The sequence below is a fragment of the Paenibacillus sp. VT-400 genome (genome assembly GCF_001029205.1).
Lineage (GTDB): Bacteria > Bacillota > Bacilli > Paenibacillales > Paenibacillaceae > Paenibacillus > Paenibacillus amylolyticus.
The window spans coordinates 1,645,990-1,668,008 of sequence record NZ_LELF01000067.1 but is presented as its reverse complement, the minus strand read 5'-3'; the positions used below and the strand labels follow the sequence as shown (position 1 = coordinate 1,668,008).

General features: G+C 42.1%; 25 protein-coding genes. 3 read left to right on the top strand and 22 right to left on the bottom strand.

All coding sequences use genetic code 11. The annotated features are described in order from the left end of the window. Window positions 1–462: 462 nt before the first annotated feature. From EL84_RS18315 to EL84_RS18235, 17 genes are all read right to left on the bottom strand, one after another. Window positions 463–921 (bottom strand): GNAT family N-acetyltransferase, encoded by a 459-nt coding sequence (locus EL84_RS18315; RefSeq protein WP_047842589.1) that lies wholly within the window; start codon window positions 919–921, stop codon window positions 463–465. After that, entirely contained in the window at window positions 918–1,487 is a 570-nt protein-coding gene (locus EL84_RS18310; protein ID WP_047842588.1) for a hypothetical protein, read from the bottom strand. Before EL84_RS18310 ends, EL84_RS18315 begins: the two co-directional genes overlap by 4 nt. Further along, the gene (locus EL84_RS18305; protein WP_047842587.1) at window positions 1,484–2,026 is read right to left on the bottom strand and encodes a GNAT family N-acetyltransferase; all 543 of its coding nucleotides are present in this window, start codon (window positions 2,024–2,026) and stop codon (window positions 1,484–1,486) included. Before EL84_RS18305 ends, EL84_RS18310 begins: the two co-directional genes overlap by 4 nt. Before the next feature lie 2 nt (window positions 2,027–2,028). Continuing rightward, window positions 2,029–2,553 (bottom strand): GNAT family N-acetyltransferase, encoded by a 525-nt coding sequence (locus EL84_RS18300; RefSeq protein WP_235431546.1) that lies wholly within the window; start codon window positions 2,551–2,553, stop codon window positions 2,029–2,031. After that, window positions 2,550–2,906, bottom strand: coding sequence for an NIPSNAP family protein (locus tag EL84_RS18295; protein WP_047842585.1), 357 nt, complete (start codon window positions 2,904–2,906; stop codon window positions 2,550–2,552). Before EL84_RS18295 ends, EL84_RS18300 begins: the two co-directional genes overlap by 4 nt. A 650-nt stretch (window positions 2,907–3,556) precedes the next feature. Further along, window positions 3,557–4,024, bottom strand: a complete 468-nt coding sequence (locus tag EL84_RS18285; protein ID WP_047842583.1) for a DUF2691 family protein — start codon at window positions 4,022–4,024, stop codon at window positions 3,557–3,559. A gap of 135 nt (window positions 4,025–4,159) precedes the next feature. Further along, entirely contained in the window at window positions 4,160–4,702 is a 543-nt protein-coding gene (locus EL84_RS18280) for a GNAT family N-acetyltransferase (protein WP_047842582.1), read from the bottom strand. 114 nt (window positions 4,703–4,816) lie between these two features. Further along, window positions 4,817–5,347 carry an AAA family ATPase gene (locus EL84_RS18275; RefSeq protein WP_047842581.1) on the bottom strand — a complete coding sequence of 177 codons (531 nt, stop codon included), beginning with the start codon at window positions 5,345–5,347 and terminating at the stop codon, window positions 4,817–4,819. 12 nt (window positions 5,348–5,359) lie between these two features. After that, the gene (locus tag EL84_RS18270; RefSeq protein ID WP_235431620.1) at window positions 5,360–5,845 is read right to left on the bottom strand and encodes a GNAT family N-acetyltransferase; all 486 of its coding nucleotides are present in this window, start codon (window positions 5,843–5,845) and stop codon (window positions 5,360–5,362) included. Window positions 5,846–5,870: 25 nt separating this feature from the next. Further along, window positions 5,871–6,020 (bottom strand): DUF952 domain-containing protein, encoded by a 150-nt coding sequence (locus EL84_RS33110; protein WP_414855716.1) that lies wholly within the window; start codon window positions 6,018–6,020, stop codon window positions 5,871–5,873. A gap of 64 nt (window positions 6,021–6,084) precedes the next feature. Beyond that, window positions 6,085–6,615 (bottom strand): AAA family ATPase, encoded by a 531-nt coding sequence (locus EL84_RS18265; protein WP_047842579.1) that lies wholly within the window; start codon window positions 6,613–6,615, stop codon window positions 6,085–6,087. A 190-nt stretch (window positions 6,616–6,805) separates the two neighbouring features. Further along, window positions 6,806–7,870 (bottom strand): polysaccharide deacetylase family protein, encoded by a 1,065-nt coding sequence (locus EL84_RS18260; RefSeq protein ID WP_047842578.1) that lies wholly within the window; start codon window positions 7,868–7,870, stop codon window positions 6,806–6,808. Between the two features lie 221 nt (window positions 7,871–8,091). Beyond that, a complete protein-coding gene (locus EL84_RS18255) occupies window positions 8,092–9,144 on the bottom strand; it encodes an ABC transporter substrate-binding protein (RefSeq protein ID WP_053061524.1) in 1,053 nt (350 codons plus the stop codon). 108 nt (window positions 9,145–9,252) lie between these two features. Further along, the gene (yjfF, locus tag EL84_RS18250; protein WP_017689006.1) at window positions 9,253–10,227 is read right to left on the bottom strand and encodes a galactofuranose ABC transporter, permease protein YjfF; all 975 of its coding nucleotides are present in this window, start codon (window positions 10,225–10,227) and stop codon (window positions 9,253–9,255) included. Beyond that, window positions 10,217–11,260 carry an ABC transporter permease gene (locus EL84_RS18245; RefSeq protein ID WP_082219056.1) on the bottom strand — a complete coding sequence of 348 codons (1,044 nt, stop codon included), beginning with the start codon at window positions 11,258–11,260 and terminating at the stop codon, window positions 10,217–10,219. The genes yjfF and EL84_RS18245 overlap by 11 nt, the downstream gene beginning before the upstream one ends. Window positions 11,261–11,264: 4 nt before the next feature. Further along, complete coding sequence (locus tag EL84_RS18240) at window positions 11,265–12,776, bottom strand: sugar ABC transporter ATP-binding protein (protein ID WP_047842577.1); 1,512 nt, start codon at window positions 12,774–12,776, stop codon at window positions 11,265–11,267. Between the two features lie 85 nt (window positions 12,777–12,861). Continuing rightward, window positions 12,862–13,884 carry an ABC transporter substrate-binding protein gene (locus EL84_RS18235; protein WP_017689009.1) on the bottom strand — a complete coding sequence of 341 codons (1,023 nt, stop codon included), beginning with the start codon at window positions 13,882–13,884 and terminating at the stop codon, window positions 12,862–12,864. Window positions 13,885–14,127: 243 nt separating this feature from the next. Between EL84_RS18235 and EL84_RS18230 the strand changes: the two genes are divergently transcribed. From EL84_RS18230 to EL84_RS18220, 3 genes are read left to right on the top strand one after another with little or no spacing between them, the layout of a single operon-like run. Continuing rightward, window positions 14,128–15,939, top strand: coding sequence for a sensor histidine kinase (locus EL84_RS18230; RefSeq protein WP_047842576.1), 1,812 nt, complete (start codon window positions 14,128–14,130; stop codon window positions 15,937–15,939). A gap of 5 nt (window positions 15,940–15,944) precedes the next feature. Continuing rightward, window positions 15,945–17,534, top strand: a complete 1,590-nt coding sequence (locus EL84_RS18225) for a response regulator (RefSeq protein ID WP_235200752.1) — start codon at window positions 15,945–15,947, stop codon at window positions 17,532–17,534. Beyond that, window positions 17,527–18,492, top strand: coding sequence for a sugar ABC transporter substrate-binding protein (locus tag EL84_RS18220; RefSeq protein ID WP_047842575.1), 966 nt, complete (start codon window positions 17,527–17,529; stop codon window positions 18,490–18,492). Before EL84_RS18225 ends, EL84_RS18220 begins: the two co-directional genes overlap by 8 nt. A 135-nt stretch (window positions 18,493–18,627) precedes the next feature. Here EL84_RS18220 and EL84_RS18215 read toward each other — a convergent pair whose 3' ends face one another. The 5 genes from EL84_RS18215 to EL84_RS18195 form a co-directional block, all read right to left on the bottom strand. Further along, window positions 18,628–19,152: a GNAT family N-acetyltransferase gene (locus EL84_RS18215; RefSeq protein ID WP_036670493.1), complete on the bottom strand. Its 525-nt coding sequence runs from the start codon at window positions 19,150–19,152 to the stop codon at window positions 18,628–18,630. Between the two features lie 38 nt (window positions 19,153–19,190). Next, window positions 19,191–19,514 carry a hypothetical protein gene (locus EL84_RS18210; protein WP_047842574.1) on the bottom strand — a complete coding sequence of 108 codons (324 nt, stop codon included), beginning with the start codon at window positions 19,512–19,514 and terminating at the stop codon, window positions 19,191–19,193. 45 nt (window positions 19,515–19,559) lie between these two features. Beyond that, window positions 19,560–20,006, bottom strand: coding sequence for a GNAT family N-acetyltransferase (locus tag EL84_RS18205; RefSeq protein WP_082219055.1), 447 nt, complete (start codon window positions 20,004–20,006; stop codon window positions 19,560–19,562). Between the two features lie 181 nt (window positions 20,007–20,187). After that, a complete protein-coding gene (locus tag EL84_RS18200) occupies window positions 20,188–21,126 on the bottom strand; it encodes a hypothetical protein (RefSeq protein WP_047842573.1) in 939 nt (312 codons plus the stop codon). Window positions 21,127–21,160: 34 nt separating this feature from the next. Then, window positions 21,161–21,988 (bottom strand): methyltransferase domain-containing protein, encoded by an 828-nt coding sequence (locus EL84_RS18195; protein ID WP_047842572.1) that lies wholly within the window; start codon window positions 21,986–21,988, stop codon window positions 21,161–21,163. Window positions 21,989–22,019 lie beyond the last annotated feature (31 nt).

Genomic DNA, 22,019 nt, shown 5'->3' with positions numbered 1-22,019 from the left:
TATTGTTCTTTCAAGATTATTAAAATTAATTACAGTCATTTCATTTTCACTAATCTTTTGAACAGTAACTGCTTCAAAAATTGAAGTTCGAAAGGAATTCCATAACAAAATTAAAAGCAATAAAAGTAATAGTGACATGATGAGTCCCTTATTCTTATTCACTAGTTCTTTTCATCTCCTTTAGTTTCAAAACAGAGTTCCTCCAACTAAAACTAGCTTATTTTAATTTCAGGTAACTCATAGCGATCATAACTGCAAATTTGATTAACTCCGGATCAAGTTCATCTAGATCAAACCAGTGGCTCATGTTATCTCTCCCATAAACAACTATTCTTTCAATATATAATTGTTAAACCATTGAAGTGGTAACAAGCTATCATCGGATATAATCGTTGTGAATACCGCAACCAATCCTCGCTTTTGGTTAACAAAGATATATTGCCCTCTGAAATGCTGGGTCTATCATTCTATTGCCAACCTGTAGATCACTTCATCATATGAATTGGTTCTGTTCTCACTAATGAAGGACATGCTCTTATACAAATGCTGTGCTATTTCGTTATCACGTTCAACCGTTAATGAAATAACCTTGCACAACGGATGCTGTTTTGTAATGTAATCTAGAATGGCTCTTATAGCGCTCTTTCCCATTCCTTTGCCTTGATAGGATTGATCGATTTGAAAACCACCAATCCAGTAATTATCTGTACTATCTGGCGTATAACTCAGATAAAAGAAACCAAATACCTTACCATCAATCTCAAGTACGTAAGGATCAAATGCTTCATCCCACGGTTTTATATAGGCGTAAGCGATCCCCTCAATAACAGATGGAACTAATGACAATTGGTGTTCATACAAAGAGATCTTCAGCGCCTCTTCCCAATTCTCTCGGGTGACTGGTTGTATTCTTATATTCACCACTGCATCTCCTCTTTCGACAATCCTTGTTTGATTCTAAAGTTCTTTTCAATTTCACTTACAACCACTTCCAAATGATGTTCAATCAACTGTATCGCTTGTTTTTTATTCTTCGTGATTGTTGCAGTCTTATGGTTTTTGTTAATTGTACATATAACTTCTTCTATATTATATTGATGGTTCCATTTCACAATCATCTTGCATAAGTTCTTGAATGACTGCTTGTAATTCCACGGTTGCAAACCCAGTCTGGACAATACAAACCTTTTTATAATCCGATAATCTCTAATGAAAACATTTGGAGCTAATACAAAAATCAAATTCGCTTCCTGGATGGACTTAATGGTCCAATCTTTGCACTGCACTCCTTCTATAATCCAAGCCTCTGAACTGATAATAGATTGGATCGAGTCATCCCTAACACTTTCAGGATATCTCAGATTTTCGGCGCTTCTGTCCCATATGAGATTGTCTAATTCATAGGAAGGAATACCGTATTTATCCGACAATTCTTTGGCTAATGTTGATTTCCCACTACCGCAAGATCCAATAATTCGTATTCTCATACATATTCTTTCTTCAAAAATGCATAGATGACATTATCAACAAATCGATTTTTCCAATAAAAATGTTCTTTCAATATGCCTTCTTCACTGAAACCAATTTTCTCAAGCAACTTCCTTGATCCCGCGTTCTCTGGTTCTACAAATGCTTCAATTCTGTTTAATTCAAGGTTCTTAAATCCGTATTCAACGATTCTCCGAGTTACCTCGGTCATGTAACCCTGCCGCCAGAACTCCGGTGCTAACTCATATCCCATCACAGCTTTATAATGTTGTTTCATCCAACCATGAAATCCGCATGTTCCAATAATTCTGTTGTCCGATTTCAAAGCAATTCCCCAGCGGATGACCTGACCATTTTCGAATCGTTCTTTCCACCTTTGTATAAGTTCTTCTGCTTGTTTTATAGTTGTAAAACTTTGTACATCGTAGAACTTTGTAACTTCATCTGAAGAAAAATATTGAAATATGTCTTGGGAATCACTCTGTTTAATCTCTCTTAACAGCAATCTTTTGGTTTCTAGCTCAGGAAATGGAGTCATATTCACTTCACCTCAATCGAGTATACTGCTACATTTTTCCCAATTATATCTACGTCCTTCTCGTGTTTCATGCCATTCTTTTGCGCGACTTTCATAGAACCCACATTGCCATGTTGAATTAACGATATTAATCTTTTCTGCTTCAAGTGATCCATGCCATATTCTTTCCACGCTTTTGCTTGTTCATAACCATAACCCATTCCCCAGTATTGCTCTACAACCCAGTAACCAACTTCAAGCTCATCATTGCCTTCAATGATTTGAGGAATCAGTCCAGAGGTTCCAATTAACTTGTTATCCTCTTTATTAAATGCGAGGAACAGTCCTTTATCATCTTTATTCCAGTTGATGAACTTTTCCAGGCTTTGCATGGTTTCTTCCTTGGTCCAGGGTCCTCCATGTCTTATAAATTTCATCATATTTGGCTCACAAGTCATCTCAAAAAGTAAATCGAAATCATTTTTGGTATATTTCCGAAATATAAGTCGTTCTGTCTCCATCTTTCTCTCAACTCCTTCTTCATTCACTTCAAAATCGTTTGTTCGCGCTCTACTGTCGATGTGAAAAACGCTTGCCTAATCTCTTCTCGAAATACTCCTTTATACCGATGTCTTCCAATCTGATCAAAACGATCTTGAACTCGCTTCACGTGTTCTGTATCTGATTTTATCTTTTTCTCAATCTCTTCGTATTGTTCAAAGGTATCGTATTCCCACATCGCAAAAATTTCGCTAGTTTCATCATCGATTGGTGTGTGCCATCTCCCAATAAGTTTTGATCCGTATTTCAACTGGGATGGCAGCAAAATATCATTAAATAGAGCATTAAACTCTTCTACAAAAGAAGTCGCAATAATATAGGTTTTTCTCCTATATATCATCATGTGTACCTCCTTATGTGTAATAGAAGCAGTACAACTATCTCGTCACAATTTCCGATGTAATTTTCATGTTCGGAGCATAGGTTAACCAAGTTGATAATATCTACTAAATTTTCAATCTTCCATACACGTTGAACCAAAAACAAAAATTCAAGATAATCATCGTTATAGTAAAGCCACCGCATATTTCTCAGATATTCAATTTGGTCATCCCAATAGTAATCAGACAAGGCAATTCCCCTGCTTCATAAATATGTAATCGTATTCATAAACATTCAAATATCATAGGGAAACGGACTAGAGCGTGTCTTCAAACTCAGGCAAGTAAACAGTGATGAGTGCCAGCTTACCGTCCGAAAATTGCTGAAGTTCAGAGTGACTGATGCTGGCGAATCGCCAGGCAATTTTCTAAGGAACACAGGACATCTTATTCGGCCTTCACGTCCTCTTTTAAAATTGTAAGGAACATGAGACATCACATCTTATTTTCCAAAATCATCTGATAAAAACGCTACAAAAGGCTATTTACCTGGTATAGCGTGTCTCAGGTTCCTTAGATTTCGGAGGGCGTTTCAAATTCCCGAATAAGATGTGTCAGGTTCGTTAGCGTTAACACCTAAACTCATCGCTATTAATCCCATGCTCCTTTATCACCAGACCGATAGTATTGTCCTCGTATCATTATCATCCGTCAAATATTCGAGAGATTCAAATCCCTGTCTATTTATATGATTATATAATTCCTCGACTTTCTCTAAATCTTTACAATAAACCGTGACGTAGGTACTATCGATCACAAGAAGAACCATCTGACAGTCACTCTCCACATAATCTTCATAGGTGATAATATCTGTTATTTGTGTGCCTTTTGGAAATGCTTTTAAATTCGCAAATATTAAATAATACTCGTTGTTATCAATAATCTTCTGTAATTCTTCTCCATTCATACCCATAATCATATCTGGAAAAAGATCACCTCCTAACGTATCATCAACAACGAAATAGGACTCCTCCTCACCAATAAACCAATCGAAATTAGATACTTCCATTGGTTTTAAAATCTCCCCAAGAAAGCGACCATAGGCATTTGGTATTTCAAAACGTATTCCTCTGTTCATCTACTCACCCTCTTTACGCATATATATTAGTACATTAATCTTTTGATTTTTGGATCACAAACGTAATCGAAATTAATAAAGAATACAACTGCACAAAACTATTGGGATTGACTTTCAAATTTATTCCTCTTGAGACTATGACTGCTCATATTCAGTTTTCAAGATACTCATGCAAACACTATCCCAGTATTTCCCCTTTTTATATATCTTCTTTCTGTATCTTCCTTCTTCTTTAAAGCCACATTTTAAATAACATTTGTAAGCAATCTCATTATACTCGTACACTTCAAGTTCTAATCTGTTTAAATTCAGCTCTTCGAAGACAAACTTCTGTAGTAAACGGATTGCTTCACTCCCATAACCTTTACCTAGAAATTCTTTTCTCCCTATTACAATTGCTAAACATGCAAAGCGGTTTTTATAATCAATTTTGTACAAATCAATCTGACCTATATAATCTAGCGAATCCTTTAACCCGATAATAAAACTTTTATTTGAAGACTTGCCTTCAACCATTGTCCTGAAAAAGACTTCTGTCTCATAACTCGAATGGGGATACAAAAAATTATCTGATAATGTCCCTGTGATTTCTGGGTTGTTCACCCATTTTTTGATGTAATCTAAATCAGAATCCTGGTATTCTCTTAACACAATTCGCTCTCCATAAATACGAGACATCGATAATCCCCCCAGCGAATCTTTTTTCTTTTGCACCATTCTTAATAAAATCTAATGATTTTTTCTACCTCACGTTCGTGCATTTTTTCAATTCGAAGCATAATAACAGTACAGTTATTTCAATCGATACTTCTCATTATTTATAATTTCACTTACTATTTCAGGTAGTTGTTCTTCTGTAAAATGATTAGTATACAGCTTGTTGTCTACTTTCAGGTCCGGATAATTTTCAAAGTCATTCAGCAGAATTATACTTCTTTCTTTCATTTGATATTCTTCTGCTCTTAGACGGTCTCTACGAATAATGGTTTGACGATCAACCATTAATACAACATAGATTATGCCAACATGATAGTCTGCCAATTCTGTCATTAATCCATCAATGTCTTCCGGAAGGGCCACATAGTCCAGAACAACATCGTATTTATAATCCAATAAGTTTTTCACCAGACTAGATATATTTTTCCAAGTTAAGTCGTTTGTATCCTTATCAAGCCAGGGTTTACCTCGCCCTTTGACCGGAAAGTGACTAACCGTATCTCCAGAAATGTAGGCACTTTTATCTAAAGTCTGAACTAGCAGCTTGGAAGTTGTAGATTTCCCTACTCCAGGGGGTCCAGATATAATATACAGGTTTCTACTCATTTCGTATTCTCCTTACAATATCTTTTGGAAACTTCCAATATCCAGTTTTCTATCGAATTTATATCCAATCTCTTTAAACAGAGCACATTGTTCATAACCATTTCTCTCAAATAAGGATTTACTTCTTGTATTCTCCATACAAATCGTCGCAATTAAGGTATGGAATCCTTGTTCTTTTGCAATCTTCTCTATAAAGTGTAGTGCTTGTTTCCCCAAACCTTTTCCTAAAATATCGGGCTTTAGATATATGGTGACTTCACCGCAAATGTCATATGCCTGTTTACTCTTATACTGGGTGATCAGAACATAGTCCATCATTTGATCGGTTTCAAGAATTACATAAGTTTTATACCGTGTATCCTTGTTCATGACAGAGGATTTAATCTGATCAAGATCTAATTCCTCCGTATGAAATGAAATCGTTGTATTCATTACATAATAGTTATAAATCTCTCTAATTTCAGGGAGGTGTTGTTCGGTTACCTCTTCAAAAGTCACAGTCGTCAATTACGTTCCATCCTCTTCAGTTCATTTCTTCATCGTATGTATGAAATACCGCGTCTAGATTTAACTCACCGTAAATATGAGGATATTCCCTACCTTCATTATACAGATATTCCCATACAACTTTGCATTTTATTTTAGAATCCCATTGATCAACGCGGCTTCCCACTCTTTTCTTGAGAGTACATGTACAATCATCTTCATAAAACCCTCCTATTAAAAACAAATGATAATTATTTGGATAGGACCTTTTTCAATATGAGTTCTATGATTTCACTAGTCTCCAGATGATCGGTAATAATGCGAGTTTGAAATTGTTCATCCTTGAAAGCTTCAACACACTTTGGTGCTTGTTGATACTGCCAGCCTCCATATTCATCTCCACGTTTAGCCAAACGATGATAAATCGTCTCTTCTGTAGCCGTAAGGCAAAAATGATGAATGTCCTGATCGATCTCTTTCAACCCGTTATAGATGTAATGAAAGTTTTCCTCTTTATAGATGGTCATGGGGATAATTAAGTGTCTGTTGTATTTCTGCTTTACTTCTTTTGCCGTCTTTACGGTTAGAATTTTCCATAGATCGATATCTTGAAAATCATCCGTACGTTCCCTTTCCTCTCTACAATTCTCAGGGAGAAGTTTTCTGAGCATATAACCTATTTCTTCAGGATCGTAGATCATACTGTTGGCAATCAAAGGTTGAAGTGCTTCTGCTGCAGAAGTTTTTCCCGAACCAAACGCTCCATTAATCATGATGATCATTTGATGATTTCACTCCCATTCAATGAAATTTTTCAATAGAAACCAGATTCTTCACATACAATTTCATCCATTATAAATGTTTTCCTTCCACTTTTGTGTTACAAAATGGCAAAAAACATAATGAAATCCCATTGGGTCAACCCAACGGGATTTCATTATAGTGCATTATTTTTCAATCAACCTTAGCTTGTTAATGTATTTCCAAGTAATCGATATATATATCCCATGTCCCATCATCGGCTGTTACAACCAACTCAATGACCTGATTTCCCGTCCCATGGCTGATATTATTCAGGGTATAAACCGCTGGAGCGCTTCCGCCAAAGTAAAAGGTTCCCTTCGTCTGTCCGCCAATCTTCAAATCAACTCTAGCCATGTTGGCATTGTTTGAAGCTCCACGAAGCGAGAAATTATGAGTGCTCGTTGCAAAATTCTGAGTGTATTTAACCAAATCATTGTTGGCATAAAGGACCACACCATTGAAAGGAGAACTGATATTGCCGGTGTATTGTCCACCTTTGGTCATGTTCTCAGCTTCCACTTTAGTTCCGTTACTCGGGGGATTGGTAGTGTTATTATCGGGTGCGACTGCCCGACCGGTAGTTGATGAGATCATGCCGGAGCAAAGACCACGATTCTTCAGATTTTGTGCAATCTGCGGAATGGCCTGAAGTGTCGTCTGGTACTGATCATGCATTAGTATGACGTCACCACTTTTCATCGTATTCACAGCTGCTACAATTTGGGTTGCGCTGGCACCATTCCAGTCTTGGGAATCTACGTTCCACAGCACTTCCTTCAGACCGTTTTGGCTCACAACGGATTTCAAGGTCGCATTTGTCGCACCGTAAGGAGGTCTGAACAGTTTAGGTGAACTTCCGGTAATAGACTGGATCGTCTGTTGTGTCCGAGTAATCTCTGACGACATCTGAGAACTGTTCAATGTAGTCATGTTTGGATGTGTATAGGAATGATTGCCAATCCACATACCAGCTGCTACTTGTGCAGTAACCAGAGATTTATTATTTTGTGCATTTTGCCCAACATTGAACATCGTTGCCCGTAAGCCAGCCTGCTTCAACGCGTTAAGCATGTTTGTTGTATTTCCAGATGGGCCATCATCAAACGTCAGACCTACATAACCATTCGGACAACTTGCATCTGCAGCACGAGCATCAGGCACCCCCGGAATAGAAAACAAGGTACCGAAAAGAGCGAGAGATATTACCGCCTTTGCCAGCTTAACTTTGAACATAAAATTACCTCCTCATAATATATTCACAGCATAATACCTTCTACACTCCCTCTCTTTATCGAACTCTCACCCCTCGAAAAAAGCGCTTTCAAAAGTATGTAATCCGCTACGTCCTTTCTCATAGAGAAGAGCTTTTAGTTCAAGGTGAGTTCAGTATAAACGATAAGTTTATTTAAAGTAAATTGAATTTAATCCAAAATATTCTATTTTTTTCACGAATTCTAGAATCGCCTGTTGTACATCTCCCGTCTAGCACTCTCCTGTGTAAAAATGTCCTCCGGGGGCACCATGCGCTTCGGGAGTGTACGCCCTGCAATAATTTCTTTTGTAGCCTGCATAAGCTGAGGACCAAGCAGCGGGTTACATTCCACCACAGCGTTGATTTTCCCACTCGCCAGAATTTCAAGTGCTTTGCGGGAGCCGTCCACCGAGACAATGATAATGTCCTCTCCCGGCTTCAGCCCAACTTCTTCTATCGCTTGTATAGCGCCAAAAGCCATTTCATCATTATGGGCAAAAAGAACCTGCGGCCGTTTGTCTTCCGGGACCTGAAGGAATTCTTTCATGACTTGTTTCCCATTGTCCTCCGTAAAATCGGCAGGAGCACTTTGTGAGAAGATGATATCTGCTCTGGTTTCGAAAATGCTTCTAAATCCCTCGCCACGCTGGATAGAGGGTGTAGAACCACTCGTGCCTTGCAGTTCGGCAATCCGTATCAAACCCGGATGATTTCGCATCCGATCCTGAATGTACTTCCCAGCCTTCACACCTTCCTCATAAAAGTCCGATCCAATCGTTGTCACAAAAAGTGAAGTGTCTTTGACATCAACTGACCGGTCTACGATAATCACGGGTATTCCTGCATCCCTGGCCTCCTGAAGAATACCATCCCAGCCCGATTCCACGACAGGTGCAATGGCAATGACATCCACCTTTTGCCTGATGAACGACCGAACAGCCTCGAACTGTTTCGTCTGAGACTGTTCTGCATTTTTTATTACAAGGGAGATTCCCGATTCAGCCGCAGCATTGCGAATAGACGTGGAGTTTGCCAGACGCCAGGCACTCTCTCTGCCCAGTTGTGAAAAACCCAAGACAATCGGTTTCGTAGAGATATCCCTTGCTACTGCTGATTCCATCCATTCCTCAACGGAGGGAAGAGTTTCGAAGTTGTTAGACGAGATGGGAGGAGGAACAGATTCAGACTCAGGGGTTGTGCAGCCGACAAGCAGCAGTAGAATGAACAAACACAACCAGTTCAAATGTCTTCTCACTCACGTATCCCCCATCTCCATGTTACGCTCAGCATTCACCCATGCAGAGCGCATATTGTTATATCATTGTTTCGGTATCCGTGTTCAATATCATTTAATTCGATCAACTTAATGCAGTGATTTCGAGGATACTCGCCGCCCGCTAAGAAGTCGCTGGAACAAAATAAAAACAAACAGCATCAGGCCAATCACAATCTTGGTCCACCATGAGCTGAGCGTACCTTCGAAGCTAATTATAGTTTGGATAGCCCCCTGGATCAATACACCAATAAAGGTTCCCGCCACATACCCTACACCACCTGTTAACAAGGTGCCTCCTATTACAACAGCCGCGATGGTATCGAGTTCAAGACCCATGGCGTGTAATCCATAACCGGATAACATATAGAAGGTAAAGACAACACCGGCAAGCGCGGAGCACAAACCGCTGAACGTGTACACCAGGATTTTGGTACGTGCAACCGGCAGTCCCATAAGCAGCGCGGATTGCTCGCTTCCGCCGATGGCGTAAACGTTGCGCCCAAACCGGGTGTAATGTGCCAGGTAGATCGCGAGCAGTACAATAACTAGTGCAATAATCACATTAATGGAGACAAAGCTGCCCCCTGGCAGGGAAATTTTCGCCTGCGCAACTTGTGTGTAAAACGGATTCGTAATGGTAATGGTATCGAGACTGATGACATAACACAGCCCCCGCGCCAAAAACATGCCTGCCAGTGTCACGATGAAAGGCTGGATTTTGAAATAGTGGATGATCGCACCCATGACTGTGCCAAACAACGCACCCATGACAAGCACCATAGGTATAACAATCGCAGGCGACCACCCTTGCTTCTCGACCAGACTTGCGCTAATGATGGTCGTCAGCGCAATGACAGAACCTACCGACAGGTCGATTCCTCCCGATACAATCACAAAAGTCATGCCAATCGCCGTGATAATCAGAAAGGCGTTATCAATGAGAAGATTAAGCAGTACCTGAGTGGAGAAGAACCCCGTATAGCGGAAAGAGCCTATGGCAAACATCACGGCCAGCAAACCGAAGGTGACAAAGACCGGGAGATACTTACGATTAAGAAACATGGCGGTTAACCCCCTGTTCGGCTGGAAACTTCCGTTTTTTCCAACGGATCACCATGGAATTGCGGAATGAATCGGATTGAATCAAACATACGGCCAGTACAACAAAGGCTTTGACAACCAACGTAACTTCTGGCGGGACTCCAATCATATAGATCGTCGTTGTTAAGGTTTGGATAATGAGTGCTCCAACGACGGTACCCATAAGATAGAAACGACCACCATTGAGCGAAGTACCTCCGATGACTACAGCAAGAATGGCATCAAGTTCATACCACAGACCTGCGTTATTGCCATCCGCACTGGATACATTCGAGCTGAGAATAAGCCCGGCAATGCCGGCACACAGACCACAGAAGACATATACCGTAAGAATAACCGTTTTTGAACGAATACCTGCCAGTTGGCTCGCGTTTGCGTTACTTCCAACCGATTCGATAAACAGTCCCAGTGCCGTTTTTTTCGTCAACAATGAGGCAACTAGCAGCACAGTTAATACGATGAAGATGGAAAAAGGCAATGCTGCAAGCGAACCTGCCCCGATATAGGCGTAATTCGCGTTGGATACAGTAATAATCTGTCCACTCGTAATCAATTGCGCAATCCCACGTCCAGCTACCATCAGAATAAGCGTTGCAATAATGGGCTGGATTCGGGCAACCGAAACCAGCGCCCCGTTCCATATGCCCAAGATCAGTGAGAGACCTATAGATAATCCAAGTGCACCCAACACAAGCCAGAGCGAACTCTGATCCACTCCTCTGCTGATGCTCATACAAGCCACGGCACCGGAGATCGCTACAATGGAGCCCACGGACAAATCGATACCTCCGGTCGCAATCACCAGTGTCATACCGATCGATACCAGAATTAAGGGCGCTCCAAAATTGAGAATATCAATCAAGCTGCCATACAGATTCCCTTCACGCATGACGAGGGAGAAGAAATCCGGAGAGTACAGCAAATTAAAGATTAAAAGTAAACCAAGCATACATAACGGCCAAAACAAATGATGTTTACGCATCTTGCCCGCCATCTCTTTAACCTCCTGCCATTGCTTTCATGATTTGCTGTTGATGGATCTGATCCCCGCTAAGTTCTTGCACTTTTTTGCGGTCCCGGATTACGGCAATCCGGTGGCTGACACGAATCACTTCTTCCAGCTCGGACGAAATGAACAGCACGGCCATGCCCTGCTTCGACAGAGAGAGCACCAACTTCTGTATCTCAGTCTTTGCACCGATATCAATTCCACGCGTAGGTTCATCAAGAATCAACAGATCGGGGTTCATCAGCAGCCACCGTGCAAGCAACACCTTTTGCTGATTACCGCCGCTCAGATTTTTAATTAAATGCTCCGGGTTTTTCGGATGGATATTTAACAGGTTGATGTACTTTTCGGCGATCTCATCCTGTTTCTTGCGTGAGATGGGTTTGGACCAGCCTCGTGTCGCTTGTAAAGCCAGAATAATGTTCTCCCGAATGGTCAAATCATCGATTATGCCTTCGGTTTTACGGTTCTCGGAGCAAAAAGCAATATTCTGATCAATTGCATGACGCGGAGACTTGACCGTACTTCCTGTATCTACAACGAGCAGCTTGCCTACATCTGAACGATCTGCACCAAAGAAAAGGCGAGCGATCTCGGTACGACCAGACCCCAATAACCCAGCCAAGCCCACGACTTCTCCTTTGCGAATGTCCAGATCAAATGGCTCAATTGCTCCTTTGCGTCCAAGTGCCTCAGCGGTAATTAACAGTTCTCCCGACTCCGCCTGGGCAGCATCCGCTTCCTTCGGAAGCTCCTCAAGCACCTCGAGTTCCTTGCCGATCATCTTGAGAACCAGTTCCATGCGTGGAAGTTCTGCGGCTATGTACTCTCCTTCCAATTCCCCGTTACGGAGCACCGTTAGACGATCCGACATTTCGTATACCTGATCAAGAAAATGAGTAACAAAAAGAATTGCGAGACCTTCACTCTTTAATTTGTGCATAATACGAAACAGTTGCTGAACCTCGTTTTTGTCCAGACTGGATGTGGGTTCATCCAATATGAGCACTTTTGCCGAGATGCTGAGCGCTCTTGCAATTGCAATCAGTTGTTGCATCGCGACCGAGTAGGTCTGTAAAGGAGCCTTAACGTCGATGGACAGATGTAATCTGTCTCGCAAAATGTTCTCCGCATCTTTGTTCATTTGCTTCCAATTGATTTTGCCAAATCGCATCGGCTCCCGCCCGATGAAAATATTCTCAGCGACCGTTAAGTTCGGACAAAGATTGACCTCTTGATAAACGGTACTGATTCCCGCCTTTTGCGCTTCAAGCGGACCGGAGATCAAAAGATGCCGGTTATCCATGGTTACCGTTCCTTCATCAATGGAATAAACGCCAGTCAGAACTTTAATAAGTGTCGACTTCCCCGCTCCATTCTCACCCATCAAGGCATGAATCTCGCCCGGAAACAAGCGAAAGCTGACGCTGGATAGCGCTTTAACGCCAGGAAATTGTTTAGTGATGCCTGTCATTTGCAAAATGGGTGCTTGCTCGGCCATATAACCCTCTCCTTTGTTATGGAAAAAAGTCATTTAGCGACAGCCTGGTCGAAAAATGACTTTTCGGTGTTATACGAATCTGCTTTTAATATTCACGTGTTGGCAATGCTTCTTTGGCTTGCTCCGATGTGAAGGTGGTCTCATCCGTAACGATTCGGGGTTCGATGTCTTTCCCGTCCACTACCGATTGAACCGCTTCCATTAATTGAGGTCCTAACAACGGATTACATTCAACAATAAAGTTGATTTTGCCATCAGCAGCAGCCTGCATCCCATCCTTCACGGCATCCACAGAGATAATGGTAATATCTACGCCTGGTTTCAATCCTGCCGCTTCAATGGCCTGAATTGCCCCAAGTGCCATATCGTCATTATGTGCATAGAGAACATCTATTTTTTTATGTGCTTTGAGGAAAGCTTGCATGACTTCTTTGCCTTTGGCACGTGTGAAGTCACCCGATTGTGAAGCAATCACTTTAAGCTTCGAATTGGAAGCAATCAATTCCATAAAGCCCTCTTGACGGTCATTCGCTGGTGCGGAGCCTGTCGTACCCTGCAGCTCAACAATGTTGATTTCGTCTTGTGTGTCTTTGTATTGGTCACTAAGCCACTGACCTGCTTTGCGTCCTTCTTCTACAAAGTCGGAGCCAATAAAGGTTTTGTAGAGGGTTTTATCCGGCGAATCCACAGCACGGTCCGTCAAAATCACGGGAATTCCTGCATCCTTCGCTTCCTTCAATACGGTATCCCAACCGGATTCTACAACAGGGGAAAAAGCAATGACCGTCACCTTCTGTTGTATGAAGGATCGCAAAGCTTTAATTTGATTTTCCTGCTTCTGCTGCGCATCGGAGAATTTCAAATCATAACCTGCTTCTTTGGCTGAATCCTGAATCGACTTGGTATTCGCCGAACGCCAGCCACTCTCTGCACCAACCTGCGAAAAACCAAGCGTAATTGTTTTGGCGCTGGCAGGTGTACTGCCATTCCCACTCGTTGAAGTTTCATTATCGGAGCCTGCTCCTCCATTGGTACTGCTACATGCCGTGCTGACCAGCATCACCATAGCCAATGTTATGGCAAGTCCCCACTTTTTTTTGGTTCGCATGTTGTGATCCTCCCTTTTTTCGTTTCACCTTGTGGTGTGACCACATTATAGAACGCTTTCATTCCGAGCTTATATGGAGTCTCATACTTTATTTATGTAATAATTTAGTAATTTCAAAAAATGGAGTTTAAAAAGTGTAATTTCTTTGTTTAATTGTGTAGTATTTAGCGATTCTCTTACATATTAGAAAATCATGTTATACTAATGATACATTTTTGATCCCTTCAGATGGAGTGGAATACGTTGAAACTCATTCAATGGATTGCTTCAAGCCTCAGGCTTAAATTACTCAGCATGTTTATCATCCTCAGTTCAGTACCACTGATCGTGGTTGGATTGATTTCTTACCACAAATCCTATACTGTCGTATCCAATCATAACAAGGCCTCGACACAGCTGGTTGCCGACCAGCTTGCCAGGAACATTGACATCTTGTTTGAGGATACGGAACGGCTGCTCGAACTGGGCAAGAACCCGCAAGTGCTTCAATACTTGTATTCTCAATCGGAGTCCTACCCAGAAGCCAAAGCCATCCTTCAGACATACAATCTTTATCGGGAAACCTACAAGTATGACAAGGTACTTAATATCTCATTCGTGAATTTTTATGGAAAAGGCATAAGTGAACGAAAAGGCGTGTTCAAGCTGGAACGAAATCCGCTGCGTAACCCGTACTTCAAGTATCTGATACAGTATCCGGATGCCATTCTGCGCATCCCTCATTCTGCAGCCTATGCGGAATATAACAGGCTGGATGGGTTTGCTTACCCTAAACAGAATGCGCTTTCAATTATAACCACGGTCAAAGAGCGAATTACGCATGAGGTCATCGGGTTCATAGTGATTGATTTGAATGATTCATTCATTGATGATTTTTTGACGAATACCCCCATTAAGGATTCCGGTTTTTTCTATATTAGTGATCAATACGGAAATACACTCTTCAGGCCGGATGTCACCCCGGCATCCATAACCATGATGGATCAGATCCGATCGGTCCCTTTACATCTACAGCACGACAGCTTTATCCTGTCTGCAGGATCCAAGCCCCAGTTTGTTGTATACAGCACCTCAAAACAGACCGGATGGAAAATGATCGGGGTAGCTCCTTATCAGGAAATCATTGCAGAGGCCAATAGCATTCGCCAATTGATCATCATTACGGTTTTGTTAAGTGCTTTCTTTGCGATATCGTTATATTTTTTCCTGAATAATCGACTGATTCTTCCCATCCGGATTCTGATGAACAAGATGCGTAAAGCTGCAAACGGTTACTTGGAAGCCAAAGTCACACCACACGGCTCGGACGAAATTGCTGATCTGGGCAAAAGCTTCAATGTGATGCTGGATAAGCTCAAAATGCTAATCGAAAAGAGCATTCGAGAGAATGAACAGGTGAAAATAGCTGAACTACGTACGCTGCAAGCTCAGATCAACCCTCATTTCCTCTATAACACGTTGGAATCCATCCTATGGATGGCTGAAGCAGAGAAAAAAGAAAATGTAATCAAACTTGTGCAAGCCCTCTCGAAGTTCTTTCGTTTGAGTCTGAACAAAGGATTCGACTGGGTATCCATTCAAACCGAGCTTGAACATGCGCGGAGTTACTTGGTTATTCAACAGATGAGGTACCACGATATTCTCACCTACGAGATCAGCGTTGATCGTGAGCTTCAGGATTATCCCATTTTGAAAATGACGCTGCAGCCCCTAATTGAAAACGCGCTCTACCATGGGATCAAGAACAAACGCGGTCAAGGGCTGATATCCATTCACGGATATGTAGAGGACAATAGCATCATTCTCACCGTACAGGACAACGGAATCGGCATGTCTGCGGATCGATTGGCACAATTACGTGAAGAGCTGGAGAAGCCGGCCGGTTCCCGTTCACCCCAAGATGCCGAGCAGGAAGGCGGATTTGGTCTGCTCAATGTACATCACCGGATTCGACTCTATTTTGGACCAGCTTATGGCGTTGAAATGGAAAGTACCTATATGGAAGGCAGCACATTTATGATTCGTATCCCCAAAAGCAAGGAGGTTAACCGTTGAAAAAGGTGATGATTGTGGATGACGAAATTGGAATTCGGGAGAATATACGGAGCTGCATCGATTGGGAAAAGGAAGGTTTTCACTATTGCGGGGATGCACCCGACGGCGAGCTTGCGTTACCTTTAATTCATGAATGGGCTCCGGATATTCTGATTACGGATATCAAAATGCCATTTATGAACGGATTGGAACTGACCTCCATCGTTCGCACTCAACAACCTGATATCAAAATCATTATCATGAGCGGTCATGATGAATTCAGTTATGCCCAGGAGGCTATCCGACTTGGTGTGACCGAGTACTGTCTAAAGCCCATTAGTGCAGCAGAGCTAATCCAAATGCTTCATAAGGTCAGCAAACAAATGGATGAAGAACATCAACGCATGACAAACCGAACGATCACCAAAGAAAAACTGCTGGCCGATCTGTGCGGAGGACTCATCGGTACAACCGATGCGATTGAATCAGCCAAACTACTCTCACTTCCACTCTCGGCCCGGTATTATACAATTGTCATTATCGACGTTCGATTAACAGATGACTCCCGGGACCCGGAATCGCTGATGAAGAAACTGCTTCCCATACTGGAGGAAACTCGTGATCCCCACGTCGAACTTCTTCCTTATATTCGAAGCCGGACCGAGTTGGTGCTTCTGCTCAAGTATCACTCCGATGACAGCATATCCGTATATCTGGAGCAGCTTCGCGGGCGGGTTCGTATGGAACTTGAGCATACGTTCAAATGTAATATTATTCTGGGCATTGGCAGTCAACAGGAGCGGCTGCAAGGAATTCATGTCTCGTATCTGGAAGCGGAGGAGGATAAATATATTACCCGGCTCACCCTTCAGAACAGAGCTTCTCTACGTGAAAATAACCTGGATGAGCAAACGACTCTTTTTCTCGACAGGAATTCGTTTCTTGAATTTCTCAAAATCGGCAGCCCCAATCAGCGTGACCATTTTGTGGAGGAGTTTGCCGCTCCATTACAATCCTTCGACTGGAAGTCCTCCTCGTATGGCTTCTATCTGTTGAATGATCTTACGCTGGAGTCGTTTCGGCTCGCGAATCAGTTGTTCCGCATGAGTGACCATTCGGATGAGAACATTACTTCCCTACAACAGACGATTCGGAAGATTACGTGCTGGGAGGATTGCACCCAATATCTGTGCTCCCTGCTTAACTTGTTATGGCAGAGAAGAGCAGCCTGCTCCGGTAAATACAGTGATGTCATTGATCAGGTGAAAGCCTATGTATCCCGTGAATACAATAACGAACAGGTCTCGTTGAAGATGATTTCTGCACACGTCAGAATCAGTCCAAGTCATCTAAGCAAGATTTTTAGTCAGGAAACTGGTCAAACGATAACGGAGTATCTAACCCAGATTCGAATCGGCAAAGCCAAGGAGCTGCTGAAAACAACCAACAACAAAACCTTTGAGATTGCTTACAAAGTTGGTTACAATGACTCTCACTATTTTTCTAATATATTCAAGAAAACAACAGGTTTTACGCCAAGAGAATACCGCACTCAAGGAACCGAGGAATCGCAGGCCAGATCATCAGATATGAGAAAAGAGCCACTGTATGAATAAAGCCAGATTTGCACTTTTACTTACACTAATACTGCTGTTTCCGATGATCATTTCATCCGGTTCGGCACACATTCGCCCACAGCAGATGGCTGCAACACTTCCTGCAACTTCACCTGTAGAGAAATCTACAGCGAGCAAAACTTTCGGTATTATCTATCCAATGACGTATCCAACCTATGAGATGATCACGAAGGATGCAACGGAGTATGCAGGGAAACACAATATCACGTTAATTGTAAATGCACCTGATGAAGCCAATACCGAACAACAGATCCGTATCATGGAGAATATGATCAAACAGCATGTGGACGGGATAGCTATATCTCCTGTGGATGCTGCTGCACTTACACCCGTTATTGATGCAGCCCAAGCTGCAGGTATTCCTGTCATTACATTTGAGTCAGATGTCCCATCCAGTCATCGAATCGCTTATGTGGGCGCCGATAACTATCGCACTGGCCAGCAGTTCGCGATGACGACTACACGACTCCTGCATAATCAAGGCATGATTCTTGTCGAGAATGGTTTGGAGGAGATGCAAGGTTTGCAGCAGCGGCTTAATGGATTCATTGATTACATCCGCAGTGAAACAGACATCGAGATCTTGGAAGTTCGTTATCATCAAGGGAATGAAGATCAAGCCATGTCCGATATGGAGAACATGATTCAGGCTCACCCTCACTTCAATGCAATTATCGGGCTCGATTTTGTTTCTGTCTCTGCCTCTACCCTGATCTGGAAAGCAAAAGGTCTTAACCGGCATTTAATCGCGTTCGGTGATAGCCCGACTAGTGAAAACGGGTTGCTCAACGGTCAATTGTCTGCCGTTATTTCACAGAATGAAGGAGTCTGGGGTGCCAAAATGATGGAGACCCTGTTACTCGCTAGCGATGGTGTGCCTGTGAAGGAATTTATTGATACGGGGATCATTGAAATAAACCAGGAAGGAAGTAATTAAGGGGATGTCCTCGTGTCATTCTGATGACAGTAGGACATCCCCTTTTAAATTTTCGTACACGTAGTTATTACATCCGTTCATCGAGGTGTTTCTCAAGAAAGATGTCTCTCAAGTATGATGATCGCTTCTGAGAATTCATTTTTTCCATTCGTTTTCTAATATGCTCATTTCGATTAGATTCCAGAATGTATCTTCATATCTTCTCGCATCACGAATAAGTCCCTCTTGTACAAAGCCCGCTTTTTCATAACATCGGATGGCTGAGACATTAAAATCAAATACGCCCAGACTGATCCGGTGCAACTTCTCCTCTTCAAATCCAATTCGAAGTGCCTCATCGATCATTTGCTTCCCATAACCTTTACCCTGATACGGCTTGCCAAGTAGCACCTTACCAATACGCCCTGAACGATTATATCGATCGATACCGCCAAGAGCAATATGACCCACAATCTCCTGAGTTGATTCATCCATCACTTTATAAATGAACTTATTTGAAGTGTTCTTATCATTGGCACCATGCAAATAATCCGATAGTTGCTCTCTGGAAAGTGGATATTGGAACTGAGGGCCGGCCCACTGGAGCAAAAATGCTTCATCCCCACTCCATTCGATCAGTTGATCAAAATCTTCCGGTTCAAAGTATTGGAATGTAATCATGTGTATCCGCCCCTTCTTTTTTTATGTCATATCATAACCTATTTCAGTTCTCTTGTATCGTCATAATTATGAGTTTCATCAAACGCTTTGTTTCTTATATTCAATTCACGGATGGAGTTTCGGACAACATTCATTGTACTAATCAAACAGATAACTCCACCCAAAATGCATATCGCGCCTATCCAATAATTCAGTTCAAAATTCACTTGATAAGCACTCGAATCATAACTGCCAGCTGCTGCTGACTGGAATGCTGCATACCCTAGCTTGGGAATCACCTCTTCAATCATTTTCGAGAGCGTAATAATCACAATTCCTACCATGATAAAGAGTAATGAGAAAACAATGTGTACATGCTTCAAAGACAAGTTACCTCCTTTACAATCCAAATCGCGTGTGTTTTGGCACTACTTGCATCTTAGAAGCCGAACGACCTCGCCATCAATCAGCCCTTCACTTATTCTCTGAAAACCAAGTGATTCATACAGATTCCCGGCGATATCATTTTCCGGCCTGTGTCCAATCATGATGCATTTGCAATTCAACGATTCTTTCATTAGATCAATTAACTTCCTCAACGCTTCTCTTCCATAACCTCTGCCCTGATATTTTGTATCTACCATTAGAGCAAGAAGCCAGTAGTTATCCTCATGATTCGGTTGATCTGAGTACACAGCAAATCCAACCAGATCCGAATCAAAATAAATGGCCATGGGTTGAAAGTCTTCCACTACTTTGGATTCAGCAATCCAATATACTACCGGCGCGGGGAAACTTTTTTTCTGCTCTTCCGTTACATCCAGTTGAGTGCAAGCATACCAATTATCCACCGACACACGTTTTAAATGAATCATAGTTTGAAATTCCTCCTCGTGAAATTACACAGAGGAATCCCTCGGAACCCCTTCTTGGGTCCTCTGCGCTAGACAAAAACACCTCTGGCAACTTTATTTCTTCTACCCAGATTCGTATTGTTTCTCATATCACATCACTCCTTTCATGTTGTTGTGCAGGCCTCTTGCGACTTAAATCACCTCATGCTAAACCTTTGATCTCTAATAGTTCAGGAGTATGTTTTACAAGGTCAGCTATTACATAAGAAGCATTAACTGCTAATGCATCTTTAACTGCCTCAGTCCCTCTTGTCTTCCAGATCGAATATATCCATTTGGAAAAACCATATGCATTCATGTGGTGACCACGTTCCTGTATATGCATAAACAATTTCACACTTTCCTCATACTTTTCGATATCCGTTAAAATACATGCCAAATTGTTTAACGCAATGTTGATATCTCTCTGCGAATTTCTGGAGACATTAATATCCTCCCAGCTGCCGACCACTTCATCTTTTCTTGAAATAGGCATTGCTCCATCATTGATTTCATCAATCCAGTCCATCGTTTCGTTTACAAGAGCTTCAACTCCCGCAAAATCGCCGGCATGATGCATATAGGCCAGACGCTGTTTGTTATATGTAATCCGGGCAAAAAGAATATTGGACCATGTCTCATCTTCTTGTATGAGTTGGTTCATATTTTCAAGCACACTGTCCATTTCACTGTATCTCTCCAAAACCCAAAGCGAACCACCCATAGCCCGATGGCTCTCGAATCGAACACCTCGGTTGGTATCCAACTTTGGGGCATGATCACAAGCATATTGGTACCAATCCATCCAATGATCAAAGTAGTTCCCCAGAGATAACGACAACGCTTGTGTCGAATCCGAAACGATCCAGTGTAACTGCTCCGGGGCGAGATTTTCTTTTCCCCATTTGAAGAATTCCCGGTGATTGGCATAAAGCGGTTCCGGCTCCCTTAACAAGGCATAACCATCTGAAACATTCCAGTAGACCCAGCCCTGTTCATTAACAGATAATGGTCTGGATTGTTCATAGTTTTTCAGTAACTCAATCATACCCTGATGATCCCCTCGAACTACTAATTCCTGAAAAGAATGAACGATATTCATCTCCATCCTCCGTCCCTAATGAGTTTCAACCCAGCTATGTCAATGGCTTCGTGCCGCAAGCTGTAATGAAGTTCATCATGGCATAGGCTTCCGGCGAATGATTTATAGCTTCAGAAGCTTGTTGCAGCTGAGCAAATTCCTCCGAACTGATCACACCTTTTTCAGCAAAATGTACAAAACGATTAAGATTAAACTGGTGCTTAAACCCTTCTATGCCTAACAGATCACTATGTTGAAGGACAGAATCAATGTCAACATCGATGTATCCGCTCTCAGACAGGAGACGCGGCAGACTTCTGCCAATTAGGCGATTACCGCCGTGTTGTCCCACATAGTCCGAAATTTTCATTAATACCGTATGCAAAGCAGGAACATCAGGATTCACTGCTCCAAAAACGCCGTCATCCACATCAATAATGGCAAGACGGCCGCCAGGCTTCAGTACACGATATATCTCTTGTGCAGCTTCGTCAGGATTGTTCAAGTGAAGAAAGATAAGTCTTGCCACGACAAAATCAAAAGAATCATCAGGCAGATCCATCTGGTAGATGGAAGACTCTACAAATTGCAATCGCTTGGAAGGAAAATTTTTCAGCCGTTCTTTGGCTTGTGCTTGCAGTGAACGATCAATCTCAAGCGAGGTAAGCTCGCTGTCCGGCAGACTGCTCAATAGTTGCTCTGTAATGTAACCTGGTCCGCTTCCGACCTCCAATACACGCATTCCATTTTTCAAACCATACCACTCTAGATTTCGAAATTCTTTGGACCACCCCATTACCGCCTGCATCTTTAACCTCTCTAATTCCTCTTGTAAACTTAACACTGCCGTTTGGATACTGTATGTTGAACGCGGATCACTCATATATTCCCTCCTGTTCTTCTGTGGAAAAATA